Raw genomic sequence first — 15,210 nt, 5'->3', positions numbered from 1 at the left:
TAATAATTAACTCTTTCATCTTATTTTGATTATTACTCAATTCAAATTTATTAGAACAAATTTGAATTGAGTAATAATAGATAACAGCCTGTTGCCATAACTGCAAACAAACACCACATAAAGCGGCATTGTTTACCATTCATTGCTGCCGCACCCTCATTTTTAGCCCGTTTAATTAGTTTGATATGTAAAAGTATTGTTGAATTTGAAGCATATACAAAAACGAAAATAATACCTAAAAGTGTAAGTAAAAATAGTTGCACAATACCCCTCCAACTTTATGATAGCTAACCCATATAATTTTAAAAAATAACCATATACAATGTTAATTATAAAATAACACATATGTTTTTATGTTGAAATAAAAATTAAAATTTATTTCAATATTTATTCTTTAAAAAACTTGTGGTACGATGTGGAATAAATCAGATGATATCTTGGAGGGCGAACCATGGCTATTATATTGTTGAGCATTGTTTTGATCGTTAATTTTGTTGAAGCGTTGTATTTAGGAATCAAATTTATTCGGTTGAAAATGCGTAATGCACCAGATCAAGCGTATAAAGATTTAGTGAGTTCTCCATTTTGGTTAATGTCACTCATTATTTCGATTATATTATTTGTGATTGCATACATATTGAGTTGAAAAACTTTAAGTGTGGTTAAGAGGGACTTGACTGTGTTTTGTAAATGAAAAGTTATTGTATTTGTGACGCCAAATTTTTTAAAACTCTACAACAGACTGTCTTTATTTCTTTTTAAATGAATTTTAGTATAGGAATAATGTAAATTAATATAGCGAAAAGATATAGCGAAAAGGAAGTAATCCAATGAAACTTTCATCTATATTAATCAGTATTATAACTGGTTTGCTTATGTTTTTAGTGACGTTTTATACTAGCAATCATGCTGTTATACCATCATTAGTTATGGGAATTGTCGGTTTAATAACAAATATATGGATTGGTATTGACGCAAAAAAACGATTATAAGCGTTGAAATGATAGAAAAATATTAGAAGTATCAAAGACTGGGGCAAATGTTGTCTCAGTCTTTACTATATTATTGATTCATGAAACGCTAGTCAAAAGCGAGATAGATTATATCATATAGCGATTTTTATATTTATGGATGCTATTGTTGTGATATTGCTCTCAAAACTTATGAATCTGTTTCATGCATAGTCAATTTCATCTTATACCCAAAGAATATAATGCATTATAATAGTATAAAATAATGAAATGTTTTGAAAAATTTTAAAAAGGATAGATATAAAATAGGTTCATTATAAGGGGATGAGGTATATGATTTCGGTGTTTTTAGAGACGATATAGAAAATTTGTGCCATTTTGTCGATTTTTTATATCGTTTTATTAAATTATAAGTATAAATAAGAATTATCTAAATTAAAGTTTAAAATATAATTTCAGGGTATAGATGTAATATATAACTTTTGGAGTAATTTTAATTTATTGTGGGTGGTATGACTTGATTTATTGTTTTAAGTTTAGGGTCGAAAAGTTAACTTGATATCATGTAACCTTAATTTGAGATGTATTTGGTGAATGAAATGGGGGATTCGAATGGTTAATGATTACAATAAAGATATAAAAATAGATAGAACTGATGAAATGCGTTCAGATGAAATTTCTAAAATGATTGAAGAGGGCGGACTAGGTGCTGATCAGTATTATGTTATAGATAAGTATCAGCCCAACCATAAGAGATTAGTAGAAAATATTGATCAATTTCGACAAGAATTAGTTCAAATGAATAATGATGATTTAGTAGATATTTTGATTATTAACACTCAAGAAAATACAAGTTCTAAGTATAGCCAAGCATTAATGATTATTAAGCATGAAATAGTCAAAAGAATGAATAACTAAGGCGTAGTCACTAAATCATTACAAACAAAGCGCGCGAGTTAGAAAGTTATATTTTGCAAATAAATATTTCTAACTTGCGCGCTTTTTATATTATCAGCACATTAAAGTGACTTTTTTATTAAGTGAATTATTTAAGTTGATTTAATGCTTTTTTAGGTACTTTATCTTTAGATACTTCTTCATAACTTTGGACATGACCAAGTTCAGTATCTAATTTTAAGAAATGATCTGTTTTTAAGGGTTTTTCACCAAAACCATTGAAATCTAAGTGTCTTTTTTCACCTTTTTTATTATAGCCATCTTGCTTATAATTATATGTGACAAAAGATTCTCCATTATCGCTTTTATCGTGTTCAACTTTTGTTGGTTTTTGAGTTTTTACGTAATATGCTTCATTAGTAATGAGTGGGTTTAATTTGGCAAAACTAACGATGTCAGGATTGTCTGCGTTTTTTTCAGCGTAAACTTTCCAGCCAAAAAGACCGATAAGAACAATGATAATGATAATAAAAATGCTTAAAAGTACTTTTATAAATCTGTTCATACTTATTACCTCCTTAAAGTAACTATCTATAATGTAAAAGTTATTTGCATCGTTTGCTATATTTTTAAGTTACAAAAAGGCATTTTAATATAACGATTTTGTCATTCTTTCATATGTGATTAAATAATTTATATTCACTAATGGATTATATTACTAAAAATAAAGTGCAAAATATATTTTTTTGAAAATAGGGGTATACAAAGGTCGAATTATTCGTTATACTAGGTATTAAGTAATTTAGTTCGTGAAATTGATTTGTAGTTTTATTCTTTTGAATTTACTCCTTTTGATTTTTTAGACAGATTACAAATTTTTGTGCAAAAGCACTTGGAGGATTTTTATTATGAATAACGGTACAGTTAAATGGTTTAACTCAGAAAAAGGTTTTGGTTTTATCGAAGTAGAAGGCGGAAACGATGTATTCGTACACTTCTCAGCAATTAACCAAGACGGCTACAAATCATTAGAAGAAGGACAAGCTGTTGAATTCGAAATCGTTGAAGGCGACCGCGGACCTCAAGCAGCTAACGTTATTAAATTATAATAACGCATAAAAAAGACGAGCCACGCTCGTCTTTTTTTTATTTGTCTTAAAATCAATATTTGAAATTATATGTGTGTATTCACTTTTAAAGGTGTAAATTCAAAGTCAACTTGTTAGTTGTTGCTGCGGATTTGCATCTATTTTTTTATTTTTACTACCAATAAAATATTAATGACTCTTGCAAGATTGCTTAGTATTAATACATCATTTGAAGCTAAGCTTATAAAAGAATGGTAATAGCCACAAACAGCAACATAAAAATTAATTTTGGGTGTATGTAGAATGGTTTTTAACATCATTTTAGGTTGAAATAGAGCCTTGTTTTTAAAGTACTTCAATGTGAAATTACATATGAATATGTTGTATTTTGGCGAGACTCTTGAGGGAACAGGACAAGCTGAAGACTACAGGCTTAAGCTGTCCCTTAAGAAATTGAGCCAACAATACGAAATATTGAATAATAAAATAGCTATGAAGAAATCTATCGTCATAGATTTCTTCATAGCTAATCTTAGTATGTTTTTTTCACCGTTCGAGTGGTTGAAGCATTGCTACTTTCACTTAAATAGATTTAAAATTATACTTCACGCGTATTTTCCGCTTTGTTTTTTGTTTTTATCAGTAGTGTTAATATAAAACCAATAATTAATAAAAGCGTCGTGAATGCAAATGCTGCGTCAACACCTTGGACGGTCGCATGTTGTGCAATGTCTGTTTTGGACTGATTTTCACTTGGAACATAGTTTGTACGAACAATTGCCATAATTGTAATCATAATGGCAGTACCAATCGCACCTGCAATAATTCTTAAAGAATTGATAATCGCAGTACCATGTGAAATATTTTTGCTTTCTAATGCGTTAATACCAATTGTATTCAGTGGCATTATAATCAATGCTACAGCAAACATTCTTATTGCGTAAATGACGACAATATACCAATAAGGTGTCTCTGACGTTAAGAAACAATGGAGTATTGTCATAAAAATTAACAGTACAAATCCAGGAATCGCCAATATTTTCAAGCCATATTTGTCATATATTTTCCCTGTATAGACGGACATGAATGCGTTGACTACTGCACCTGGTAAGATAACAAGACCTGACAGAATTGCAGATAGACCTAAGCCTGATTGGACATAAATTGGAATCAATAATGCTGGGCCTACAATTCCGATAAATAATACCATAGATGCAAATGCAGATAGTGAAAATGTACGATTTGTAAATACGCGCATATTTAATAGCGGATTATCGATTCTAATTTGTCTTGTTACGAAAATGGTAACAATTAAGATTCCCACAATAAGTGAAATAATAACGATTGGTGATGTGAAACCTAAGTTGCCTGCGCTACTAAAGCCGTAAAGCATTAAACCAAAGCCTAATGTTGAATATATAACAGAGGTTTTGTCTAATTGTGTATGTTTGGTTTCGTTATTACTTTCTACAAATATCGCACCTACAATAAATGCAATAATCGCAATAAAAGCTACCACAATAAATGGTGCTCGCCAGCTAAATGTATCAATTAAAAACCCAGTTAAGGTTGGTCCGATTGCTGGTGCTGATTGTGCTACTATACCGGTAAGGCCCATTGCAAATCCACGTTTCTCAGAAGGGAACAGTGTGAAAACAGTGAATTGCATAAGCGGTAAGAGTATACCTGCGCCAATAGCTTGAATCACACGTGCAAACATGAGTAAGCCAAATGTAGGCGAAAGTGCTGCAATGATCGAACCAATGAGGAACGCACTCATAGAAAAAATATAGAGTGGTCTTGTATGAAATCGATCCATGAGAAAGGCTGTTAGTGGAATCATGATGCCATTCACTAACATAAAACCTGTAATTAACCATTGAGCAGTTGTATCAGTTATTTCTAATCCCGTAATAATTGCTGGTAGTGCGGTATTAAGCAATGTTTGATTTAGCATCGCTACAAAAGCACTACTTAGCATAACTAATATAATTGTATTTCTTTTTTTATTTGATATAACATTCTCCGACATTATAAACGCATCTCCTTTTTATAACATCCCATCGATAAATTTTAATTATTTTAAGTTAGCAAAGCAAACCATTCGGTTTAAAAAATTAATATTTTTTACAAAGGATTTCTAGAAAAAATTAATGAATAGATGATCTGGGTCGGAATACATTGTTCTAAAAGTGGCACAGGTCAGTGATGTTTAATTAATGAAAAAGCTACGCTGCTTGCATGGGTGTGCAAACAGCGTAGCTTTTTGAAATAGATTGAGCACCTAATCGAAACTAATCATTTCAGATACATATAAAGCGATACGTATATTTAATGAATGAACAGGGTCTTCAATATTTGTGCCAATCATATTACTACATTTATTGATTCTATATTTCACTGTATTTCTGTGTATAAATATTTTATCTGCCGTTTTAGTTATATCGCATTGATTATCCATGTACACTTTTAAAGTTTGCTTTAATTCCAAATCTTTTTTTGTTTTGGATAACTCAGTGGGCCCAAAGTATGTTTAACGAAAGGTAATAACTTTTCTTGAGGTATAAGTTGTAATAACTCTTGGATATCTTTGGAATGATATTGTGAGATAAATGCTTTTGCGTTATTTAATAATTCATTTTCAAAGGCTTCATTTGCTTCAAAAAAGGAAGATGGTAACTGTGTAAATTCTGTTACTTCATTGCCAATGCCAAATGAAATCGTATCATCAAAGTACTCGCTATAACTTTGCTGTATTTTTTTAAGATATTCAAAATAATATTCGTGACGATTTTGTATGAGTATCGCAAAACGATCGTTACTAGGCAATTTATAAACGCTAATATAAGAATCAATATCTGTTAATTTATGCTTTAACCAAAGGAATGTGAGATGGTGCCGTTCATTTAGGTAATAACTATTTTCTAAATTATTTTTAGTATCAATACCGCAAATGATAATTTGATAATAGTCAGAAGGATAAATATAATATTGTCTTAATAAATCAGCATGCTTTTTAATCGAAAGAGTTTGATCGTTTTGATTATTGACCAATGATTCGAAAAATCGATTAATATCATTTTCTTCGGCCTCTTGTATTTTAGTGTTTTTGTATAAGGCGAAACTCAACACACTGACCACTTGTTCGAGTGTTAATAAACTAAATGGATAGGAAAGCTTATTAACTTGAGAAACCATTAAATAGTAAGGGAAGTATGTGTAGCCTAATACTTTGAAGATTACATGATCTTTATTCTCAAAGACGAGGTTATTTTTATCATATGTTAGCGCATCTTGATAATGGTTCATGAAATATTTGGTATGTTCAGTCATTAGGGCATTACCTTGTCTATAATGACGACTGTATGCTTCAGGTGCTTTGAATGGGTCAAATAGTATGATCGGTACGCCTAGTAATTTGCTCATGCGATCAATCATTGTATCAATACTGAAACCTTTGATTAATAATTGATTTAATTCTTGTTGTACTTGTAATGCATAATTTAGCTTTCCTGTTTCAGAATCTGAAATAAATGAAGAAATCTCATGTGTAATTTCACCTAGATTCCAACTTTCTGGTATCTCAATTAATGGAAATTCGATAGCATCCGCAAAATCAATGACATCTTGATTGATTTCATGCAAAAATCTTGAAACTTTGATGCCAAGTCCAGCAGTGTGTATATCATTCAAATCTTTAATTAACTTTTTCAAGTTATCTTGATTATCTTGAAATAAGACACCAGTTGTTAAGATAAATGAATTATTTGAAGTGAAGTGCTTAATATCATTGTTCTCAGTAATATCCAAATTCGTTACTTCTGCTGATAAATCTCCGTTGCTATTTAACAATTTTAAGCCTTTAAATTGGGGAACGGATAAAATTTCGTTTAGAGTAGTCATAATTATGTCCTCCGCTTCTAATTTACACAATCACTCGTTATGAAAATGCAAAAAAATATATAATAATAAATTCTATTTGTCTGTATGTATCTTAAAAAGTAACATTTTTGTCAATTTGTGATAACGATTGTTCAAAATGCTCAAAAAATTTAGTGTATATCATTAATTATACACCTATTTTGTCCGATTCCTATAATTTTATTGTATAGAAATGTCATTAATAACAAAGAAAAACGCTTACACTCGTACTACACTTATAACTGAAGATTATACATTTAGTTATTAGCTTATTAAAGTAAAGGAGATATCAATAGAATGGGAAGACAGCAGAACAATGTGGCATTATCACAGGCGGTTTTCGAAAAGCGCGGTTATAATAAAGACATAATGCCAAAGACACCGACACAAAGAAATAACTCCGCATTTAACTTTTTTACACTATGGATGGGTGCTGTACATAATATACCTAACTATACTGCAGTTGGGGGATTCTTATTAATAGGTCTATCGCCATTACAAGTAATATTTGCATTAATATTAAGTTCTTTTGTAATCGCTTTATTATTGGTAAGTAATGGTTATGCTGGTTCTAAATACGGTATTCCATTTGCTATGCATTTACGTCATACATATGGTGATGTAGGCGCGAAGTTACCCGGTATCCTACGTGGTGTTGTCGCAGGTATCGCTTGGTTTGGTCTGCAAACATTTGCGGGGTCACAAGCACTATTAATATTATTAAATAAAATATTCCCTGGTTTTGCGGATATTGGACAAGGCATATCGATACTTGGTATTTCTGTTCCAGGTCTCATTGCATTTTTAATATTTTGGGCTATTAGTTTTGCGATTGGATTTGGTGGTGGCGATATTTTAAATAAATTCACAGCTATATTAAATCCACTTATTTATATTGTTTTTGGTGGTATGGCTATCTGGGGCGTTATGGCTGCTGGTGGCGTTGGAAATATTTTAGATTATGAAATTTCTACAAAATCTAGCGGTATCATTTACCCAGCGATTTTATCCTTTATTTTAATTATCAACTCGCTTTTAGGCGTGTGGGCTGGTCCTGGTGCGAGTGTCTCTGATTTTACACAAAACGCAAAATCTACTAAGACACAAGTAGTTGGTCAAATTTCAGGTATCGTGGTTGCGCACATTTTATTCGCGATTGCGAGTGTGTTTATCATTATTGGTGGTTCAATTTATCTCGGTCATCAAGAATGGAACATCTTAACAATTATTAATGAGTGGAGCAACTTCTGGGCGATTCTGATATCTACTGGCGTGTTATTGATGACGACGATTTCGACAAATGCGACAAGTAATATCATTCCAGCAGCGTACCAACTCACTGCACTTTTACCAAAATGGATTAATTACCGTCGTGGCGTGATTATTGCCTCGGTATTGAGTATAGTCATAATGCCGTGGAAGATGATGGAAGAGGAAGATAGCATTTTCTTATTCTTAAACGCGATAGGTGCTATTCTTGGTCCGGTAGCAGGTGTAATGATTGTTCATTTCTATATTGTGTCTAAATGTCACATTGATATAGATAAGTTGTATTTTGATTTGAAAGATAAAGAGCACAAAATACCACGTATTAATATTTCTGCATACGTCGGAACGATTGCTGGTGTTATCGTTTCACTATTAGGATTTTTACCAGCATTCACAGTGATATCAGACTTTTCTTGGTTTATAGGCTTTGTCATTGCCGGTGGTGTTTACTTAATTTTACATTATGTATTCCATGCAGAAAGAAGAAAAAAAGGAGGAGCAGATTATAATGAAGTATGATTTGATTATTAAGAATGGTTTAGTCATTTTAGAAGACGGGGAGCAACAAGTTGAAGTTGGTGTTAAAAACGGCAAAATTGCCGCAATTGGTCAAGCATTGGGAGAAGCTGAGCAAGTCATTGACGCACAAAATCAAATTGTTTCACCTGGAATGGTGGATGCACATGTGCATATTACTGAGCCAGGTGGTGGCTATCGTGACGGTTGGGAAGGTTATGTTACAGGAACAAATGCTGCTGCTAAAGGTGGCGTAACTTCATTTGTAGAAATGCCATTAAACCAAGTTCCAGCTACAACTGACAAAGCGTCTATCCAAGCTAAATTTGACGCTGGGAAAGATGAATTATCAGTAGATGTCGCAAGTTATGGTGGTTTAGTACCATATAACTTAAACGGTGGTATCCAAGAATTAGATGAAGCGGGTGTTGTGGCTTATAAAGCTTTCTTAGCTACTTGTGGTGATCGTTCTATCGAAGGAGACTTTGAAAATGTTGACGATTATTCATTATATGAAGGCATGAAGCAAATTGCTAAGACTGGTAAAATTTTATCAATCCATTCTGAAAATGCGACAATCACTGACCGATTAGGAGAAATCGCAAAAGAAAATGGTGAAACGACATTAAGTGCTTACGTGGATAGTCGTCCAGTATTTACAGAAGTTGAACCAATTCGCAAAATTATTTTATTTGCTAAAGAAACAGGTTGCCGTGTACACATCGTACACGTTGCTTGTGAAGAAGGCGTTGATGAAGTCATTAAAGCACAACAAGAAGGTGTAGACATTACTTGTGAGACATGTACACACTATTTATACTTCTACAAAGAAGAATTAGATGACATTGGACCAGTTGTTAAATGTTCTCCACCAATCCGTGAACAATCTCGTTTAGAAGGAATGTGGGATCGTGTATTAAACGGTGATATTAGTTTTGTAACATCTGACCATTCACCTTGTACGCCAGACTTAAAAGATACTGACAATGCATTTGAAGCATGGGGTGGTATTGCTGGATTACAAAACAACGTAGATATTTTATTCGACGAAGGTGTTCAAAAACGTCAAATGCCATTAACAAAATTCGCTGACATTATTGCGACAGCACCTGCTAAACGTTTTGGCTTAGATGCAAAAGGCAGTATTGCAATTGGTAAAGATGCTGACTTCGTATTTATTAAACCTGACGCACCGTATACATTACAAGCAGAAGATTTAGCTTATCGTAACAAAATGAGTCCATATATTGGACGTGAAATTGGTGCTCAAGTAACACGTACAATTTTAAGAGGGCAAGAAATCTATAGTGATGAAGCAGGTATTTCAGATAAACGTATTGGACGTTTTATCTAAAAATTTCTTGAAAAAAGATTGAAGTAAAAACATTGGAACATAAAAAGCAAGAACAAAAAGGACCAATCCATTTATTAACTGGATTAGTCTAGACTGTCGACAGAGTCTCCGACTTTGTTGGCAGTTTTTTTATGCACGCTTTCCGCGGGCACTGCCTTAGCCAGTAGTCTTCGGCTAGTGCGCTTCCCGCAGGAGTCGGCATAAATCACTGCCAATATTAAACTGAAAATATATATAAATTAAACAGTAGTGGTGTTTATGAGGTTGAATAAATCAATTAATAAAAAAGATCAATATGAAATGATTTCTATCTCTGAATTAGTCCCTAATAATCATTTATTGCATAAATTTGATGCGATATTAGATTTAAATTTTATATAAGAACTTGTCGAAGACAAATATTGGCTTGATAATGGTAGACCATTCATAGATTCAATTGTTTTAGTGATAATATTGCTTATTCAAAGACTGTTTGTTATCAAATCAATGAGCCAAACGATTAAAGAAATAGAAACAAATGTAGCATATCAATGATATTTAGGATATAGCTGAAGATTTAAGATTAGTTTTTTGTTTTCATAAGCTCTAAACTCGGTTTGAGTGAGCAACTCTAGGGAATAATATTACATATTACATTTATATAGTGTCTACATAGCTCATTTTTATCACAAAAAATGGTGAGATGCTTTAAAAACAAAGGGGTTGTAATATTTGGAAAAATTAATTTCTTTTTCGGATTGGTTATGGGGGTATCCACTTGTACTTCTACTTTTGTTTGCAAGTGTATTTTTGACTGTCTATTTAAATTTTATTCAATTTCGTCATTTTTTCTATATGCTCAAGCAAACATTTGGAAGTGTTAATAAAAAACCTAAAGGGGAAGGGACAATCACACCTCGTCAGGCTTTGACTTCTGCGCTATCTTCAACTGTAGGTGCAGCTAATATTGTTGGGGTGCCTACAGCGATTATGATGGGTGGACCGGGTGCGGTATTTTGGATGATGGTTATTGCTTTTTTAGGCATGGCTTTAAAATTTAGTGAGAATGTCTTAGGTGTCCACTATCGTGAGAAAAATAAAAAAGGTGAGTTTGTGGGCGGACCGACTTATTACATGAAAAAAGGTTTTAAAAATAAGAAGTTAGGTACAATTTTTTCTTTGATATTTGCCTTTGCATTGATGATTGAAATTATTCCAAGTATTATGGTTCAAGGTCATTCTGCAGCGAGCACTATGAAAGATACGTTTAATGTACCTATGGCAGTTTCTGGCGTTATATTAGCATTTCTTGCTGCGCTCGTCGTTTTTGGTGGTGTGAAGCGTATCGCATCGTTTGCTGAAAAAATTGTGCCAATCATGGTTGGTCTTTACTGTTTTTTTGGTTTTTTAATCATTTTGATGAATATTGTACATGTGCCTAATGTTATTTGGTTAGTGGTAGAACAAGCATTTAATCCTACGGCAGCTGTTGGAGGTACATTTGGTGCAGCGTTAGCTACCACAATTCGTTGGGGCTTTGCCAGAGGGATTTATTCTAATGAAGCTGGTCTCGGTACATCATCCATCGCGCACGCGGCCGCAAAAACGGATCATCCAGTTCGCCAAGCATTCTGGGGTATCAGTGAAATCGTAGTAGATACGTTGATTATTTGTAGCACAACTGGTTTTGTGGTCTTAGTTTCAGGTGTTTGGAAAGCGAGTGATGCGAAAGCGCAATCTGCAGCGCTAACAGCCAGAGCGTTTGAAAATTCTTTTGGCCAATTTGGAAGTATGATGGTCTCTGTTTCAATGATGTTTTTCGTATTTTCGACAGTTGTGGTAGTTATTTTTTACGGATCAAGAATGGCAGAGTTTTTATTTGGACTTACGGCAGGTTGGGTGATGAAAACAATTTATGTGCTTTCAATGATAGTGGGTGCGTTAGGTGCTGCACAACAATTGTGGGACTTGCTTGATTTGGCACTTGCTGCTGTATTGATTCCAAACGTTATCGCAGTGATAATGTTATCACCAAAAGTGAAGTCGTTAACTACAGATTTCTTTAAAAATTATAAATAAAATTAGTGAATATAAAAAGTACCAAACCTCATACCTGTCATTACTAAAAGGAAAATATTGAGTTTAACCTTTAGTATGATGCATCATGGATGAGCGTTATGGTACTTTTAATTGTTAATAAATAGTTATGATTTCGGGTTCTGCGCTGGTAAGTGATGTGTCGTATTATAGTCTAGGATGTGCGTGTGGTTGTTGTTAATTTCTAATGTGCTGAAACTACCATTAGAAAGTTTAGTAACACCTGTGCCGACTGTCCCATTAGAAAAATAGTGAAATATAGCATTAATAAAGGCACCATGAGAGACAATCAAAATATTTTTATTTGTGTAATTTTGATGTACAGTACGAATCCCCTTTAAAAAACGTTCAGTAACCATTGCTTCAGTTTCTTTGTTTGGATAATCGCGATTAGGAAAACGCACATCTCGTTCGTAATACGTAAGACCTTCTGCATCTCCAAATGCAACTTCAATAAACGACGTCATTTCGTGAAGTGGTATGTTTAATTTTTGTTGAATGATTTTTCCAGTTTCTTTAGCTCTTAATAAAGGGCTTGTAATAATAAGATCCCATTCATTTTGAGGTAATGAAACGCCACAAGCTTGTGCTTGTTTTATGCCAGACTCATTCAGTGGGATGTCTGTTCTACCTTGTAATTTACCAGCAATATTCCAGTCTGTTTCGCCATGTCTAATAAAGCATATTTTTGTCATTATATATCAACCTTTACAGTGATGTGTTTTCAGTAACATCCCTATTATAACGCTAATAATTTTCCATTCATATGGTATTGCATAATTTGAAATGTCATCTATTTATAGATGACAGTCACACAAGCTTATTTTAAATGATAAAACGCATATCATTGAGTGTTAGATTCAAAAAATTATGTGTTTATGAAATGATCATGATTGATGTGACTACGCTAAAAGTTTCGACTTTATATAGCGATTGATTGGTCAAAAGCCAATGTGTATTATGTGTCTAATACTGTGTCAACTTTTGCTAATTCAATCGTCGTTGCTATCATCACATTTATCCCTTTTTCGATTTGGCTATCAGTTACAGATTCTTTTGGGGAGTGACTAATGCCATTTTTACACGGGATAAAAATCATACTCGTAGGGCAAATGGGTGCGAAGTTCATAGCATCATGGCCAGCACCACTATACATGTAGCGATATTGGTATGCTAGTGTCTTACAACTGTGTTCAGAAATCTTAGCAATTGTTTGGTTGAATTTACGTGGTTGATCCTGACCTAAATCTTCTAATACATAATCTGTTTGACGATTTGTTGTAATGGTTTCGATGTGTACTTTTATCTCTTCGACTACTTTTTCACGAATAGCTTCATCTTTACCTCGAATATCGATGAGTAGTGTGACCTCACCAGGTATTGCATTCATTGTATTAGGATAAACATTGGCATAACCTACAGTTGTTACTATCCCCTTATCATGGTAAGACTGACCTAAGGCTTCGATTTTCAAAATGACTTCAGCAGCAGTAGTCAATGCGTCTGTGCGCATCGGCATAGGTGTTGATCCGGAGTGACTTGTAACGCCGTTTAATTGTAATTTGAAGCGGTGTGGTGCAGCAATGTCTGTGACGATGCCAATATCCTTTTGATTATTTTCAAGAATTGGTCCTTGTTCAATATGTAACTCTAAAAATGCTTTGATTTTGTTTCTTTCAAATAATGCTGCTTTACCGTTCATATCTTGTGCTAAAGGTGCAACGATATCATAAAGTATGTTGCCATCATTATCTTTGATGAATTTCATATCATCTTTTGTCATTTTGCCAGTAAGATATTTACTACCTAAAGTTGCTTCGTTAAAACGTGTAGATTCTTCACAAGCAAAAGCAATAATAATAATTGGATGATCTGTTTCTATGTGATGTGCGTTTAAATGTTCGACAACTTCCAGTGCGCCAAGCACACCTAAAAGACCATCATATTGACCACCATCTTTTACTGTATCGATATGTGACCCCAACACAATTGGCTTTAAAGAAGGCTGTTTTCCCTCTCTTCGTGCGATAACGTTACCAAAGAAATCAAAGTAAACATCTAGACCTGCCTTTTGACATAACATTGAAAATTTTAAAGCCGCGACACGTTCTGGATGACTAAAAGCAATGCGGTTAATACCGCCATTCTTAGGATTTCGGGCAAAATTATTAAACGTTTGAAAATTTTCTATTACATTTTGTAAGTTCATCATTGATCCCCTTTGATGTCCAGTTTAATTTGATTCAAAAATTGAATAACTCGTTCATATACTGCTTTACTCGTTGCGTTAACTTCACGATCAAAATCATGACTGTCTAGGTCTAAACGTTCAAAGTGACTCGTTTCAATTAATCTATCTATATATTCACTTTCACTATAAGGTACATCAGGGTCTCCTGTACAGTGTACAATGAATATAGGAGGGAAATTTTTCAATTCTTGTGGTGTGATATTATAAGTGCTTTGTGTAGATGATTGAATCCCTAAATAGGGCATCCAACGTGCTTGACCACGCGCATATAAGTAAATTGGATATCTTGTTTGCAACGGCGCAGATGTTAATGGTTTAGATTGAATCAATTGATTTAATATCTTCGGTGTAATTTGTGCAGATAGTGTTTGATATTGCTTGTTTGGTTTCAAAAAGGCAGGCACATGTACACGAGAGTAACCATAGAAATCAATGATACTATCAACTTTACGATGACGTGCAACAAGCAATGCTAAAAATGCACCGGCTGAACGTCCGAAAGTAATCAATGGTAACGAAGGATAAAGCGACTTTAAATGATCGTAGTTACTCAGTGCATCATCAATAATCGTATCAATATGACTTTCTGGGGCAAGTCGGTAGGAAACCATTATTAAGTGATATGATTCCGATAAAATATCTATATACGCTTGTGGTAAATCGTTTGGTTGTCCAAAAATGAGTCCACCCCCATGAAAATACATAATAATGCCTTTAGGATTTTGGTTTTTAGCTTTTATCATTGAATAAGGTAATGGAAATCCATCCTTTGATAGACAAGTAGCTTTTTGTTGAGTCAAAATGACCTAGCCTCCTATTAGATATATTTTGCTAAATATAGTATCTCAAATAAAAAACACCAAGTAT

At 33.3% G+C, this 15,210-nt stretch carries 13 protein-coding genes and 2 pseudogenes; 8 read left to right on the top strand and 7 right to left on the bottom strand.

Annotated elements, in window-relative coordinates; translation table 11 throughout:
• Window positions 1–50: 50 nt before the first annotated feature.
• The gene (locus KA867_RS06980; RefSeq protein WP_210137508.1) at window positions 51–263 is read right to left on the bottom strand and encodes a hypothetical protein; all 213 of its coding nucleotides are present in this window, start codon (window positions 261–263) and stop codon (window positions 51–53) included.
• A gap of 188 nt (window positions 264–451) precedes the next feature.
• On the opposite strand from KA867_RS06980, the gene KA867_RS06975 reads away from it, so the two are divergent.
• From KA867_RS06975 to KA867_RS06965, 3 genes are all read left to right on the top strand, one after another.
• Complete coding sequence (locus KA867_RS06975) at window positions 452–646, top strand: hypothetical protein (protein WP_019469922.1); 195 nt, start codon at window positions 452–454, stop codon at window positions 644–646.
• Window positions 647–830: 184 nt separating this feature from the next.
• Entirely contained in the window at window positions 831–992 is a 162-nt protein-coding gene (locus KA867_RS06970) for a hypothetical protein (protein WP_019469923.1), read from the top strand.
• A gap of 591 nt (window positions 993–1,583) precedes the next feature.
• Window positions 1,584–1,889, top strand: a complete 306-nt coding sequence (locus KA867_RS06965) for a hypothetical protein (RefSeq protein WP_019469924.1) — start codon at window positions 1,584–1,586, stop codon at window positions 1,887–1,889.
• A gap of 127 nt (window positions 1,890–2,016) precedes the next feature.
• Here KA867_RS06965 and KA867_RS06960 read toward each other — a convergent pair whose 3' ends face one another.
• Complete coding sequence (locus KA867_RS06960; protein WP_210137507.1) at window positions 2,017–2,433, bottom strand: YxeA family protein; 417 nt, start codon at window positions 2,431–2,433, stop codon at window positions 2,017–2,019.
• Between the two features lie 343 nt (window positions 2,434–2,776).
• Here KA867_RS06960 and cspD point away from each other — a divergent pair, with 343 nt between their 5' ends.
• Entirely contained in the window at window positions 2,777–2,977 is a 201-nt protein-coding gene (cspD, locus tag KA867_RS06955) for a cold-shock protein CspD (protein ID WP_019469926.1), read from the top strand.
• A 577-nt stretch (window positions 2,978–3,554) separates the two neighbouring features.
• Here the strand turns inward: cspD and KA867_RS06950 are convergent.
• Both KA867_RS06950 and KA867_RS06945 read right to left on the bottom strand, forming a co-directional pair.
• Window positions 3,555–4,988, bottom strand: a complete 1,434-nt coding sequence (locus KA867_RS06950) for an MDR family MFS transporter (protein ID WP_210137506.1) — start codon at window positions 4,986–4,988, stop codon at window positions 3,555–3,557.
• Between the two features lie 252 nt (window positions 4,989–5,240).
• Window positions 5,241–6,859, bottom strand: a pseudogene (locus KA867_RS06945) (PucR family transcriptional regulator).
• Window positions 6,860–7,174: 315 nt separating this feature from the next.
• On the opposite strand from KA867_RS06945, the gene allW reads away from it, so the two are divergent.
• The 4 genes and pseudogenes from allW (at window position 7,175) to KA867_RS06925 (ending at window position 12,074) form a co-directional block, all read left to right on the top strand.
• Window positions 7,175–8,665 carry an allantoin permease gene (gene allW, locus KA867_RS06940; protein WP_210137505.1) on the top strand — a complete coding sequence of 497 codons (1,491 nt, stop codon included), beginning with the start codon at window positions 7,175–7,177 and terminating at the stop codon, window positions 8,663–8,665.
• Window positions 8,655–10,016, top strand: coding sequence for an allantoinase AllB (gene allB, locus KA867_RS06935; RefSeq protein ID WP_245355933.1), 1,362 nt, complete (start codon window positions 8,655–8,657; stop codon window positions 10,014–10,016). The genes allW and allB overlap by 11 nt, the downstream gene beginning before the upstream one ends.
• A 399-nt stretch (window positions 10,017–10,415) precedes the next feature.
• Window positions 10,416–10,550 (top strand): annotated as a pseudogene (locus KA867_RS13600) (transposase); the annotation flags it as partial.
• A gap of 177 nt (window positions 10,551–10,727) precedes the next feature.
• Complete coding sequence (locus tag KA867_RS06925) at window positions 10,728–12,074, top strand: alanine/glycine:cation symporter family protein (protein ID WP_210137502.1); 1,347 nt, start codon at window positions 10,728–10,730, stop codon at window positions 12,072–12,074.
• 125 nt (window positions 12,075–12,199) lie between these two features.
• Here KA867_RS06925 and KA867_RS06920 read toward each other — a convergent pair whose 3' ends face one another.
• The 3 genes from KA867_RS06920 to KA867_RS06910 all read right to left on the bottom strand — a co-directional run bounded on the left by KA867_RS06920 (window position 12,200) and on the right by KA867_RS06910 (window position 15,143).
• Window positions 12,200–12,787 (bottom strand): histidine phosphatase family protein, encoded by a 588-nt coding sequence (locus tag KA867_RS06920; protein ID WP_210137501.1) that lies wholly within the window; start codon window positions 12,785–12,787, stop codon window positions 12,200–12,202.
• Window positions 12,788–13,050: 263 nt separating this feature from the next.
• On the bottom strand, window positions 13,051–14,301 hold the full coding sequence (locus KA867_RS06915; RefSeq protein ID WP_210137500.1) for a M20 family metallo-hydrolase: 1,251 nt from the start codon (window positions 14,299–14,301) through the stop codon (window positions 13,051–13,053).
• On the bottom strand, window positions 14,301–15,143 hold the full coding sequence (locus KA867_RS06910) for an alpha/beta hydrolase (protein ID WP_210137499.1): 843 nt from the start codon (window positions 15,141–15,143) through the stop codon (window positions 14,301–14,303). The genes KA867_RS06915 and KA867_RS06910 overlap by 1 nt, the downstream gene beginning before the upstream one ends.
• Window positions 15,144–15,210 lie beyond the last annotated feature (67 nt).

Source organism: Staphylococcus sp. GDH8C109P (assembly GCF_017893405.1).
Lineage (GTDB): Bacteria > Bacillota > Bacilli > Staphylococcales > Staphylococcaceae > Staphylococcus > Staphylococcus cohnii.
Note: the sequence above shows the minus strand (reverse complement) of the source record. Positions and strands in the feature narration are given on the sequence as shown.

Bases quoted from the DNA above. Each gene is read 5' to 3' on its own strand.
- KA867_RS06965 (WP_019469924.1), top strand. From the start codon at position 1,584: ATGGTTAATGATTACAATAAAGATATAAAAATAGATAGAACTGATGAA.
- KA867_RS06915 (WP_210137500.1), bottom strand. From the start codon at position 14,301: ATGAACTTACAAAATGTAATAGAAAATTTTCAAACGTTTAATAATTTT.
- cspD (WP_019469926.1), top strand. From the start codon at position 2,777: ATGAATAACGGTACAGTTAAATGGTTTAACTCAGAAAAAGGTTTTGGT.
- KA867_RS06960 (WP_210137507.1), bottom strand. From the start codon at position 2,433: ATGAACAGATTTATAAAAGTACTTTTAAGCATTTTTATTATCATTATC.
- allW (WP_210137505.1), top strand. From the start codon at position 7,175: ATGGGAAGACAGCAGAACAATGTGGCATTATCACAGGCGGTTTTCGAA.
- KA867_RS06920 (WP_210137501.1), bottom strand. From the start codon at position 12,787: ATGACAAAAATATGCTTTATTAGACATGGCGAAACAGACTGGAATATT.
- KA867_RS06950 (WP_210137506.1), bottom strand. From the start codon at position 4,988: ATGTCGGAGAATGTTATATCAAATAAAAAAAGAAATACAATTATATTA.
- KA867_RS06970 (WP_019469923.1), top strand. From the start codon at position 831: ATGAAACTTTCATCTATATTAATCAGTATTATAACTGGTTTGCTTATG.
- KA867_RS06975 (WP_019469922.1), top strand. From the start codon at position 452: ATGGCTATTATATTGTTGAGCATTGTTTTGATCGTTAATTTTGTTGAA.
- allB (WP_245355933.1), top strand. From the start codon at position 8,655: ATGAAGTATGATTTGATTATTAAGAATGGTTTAGTCATTTTAGAAGAC.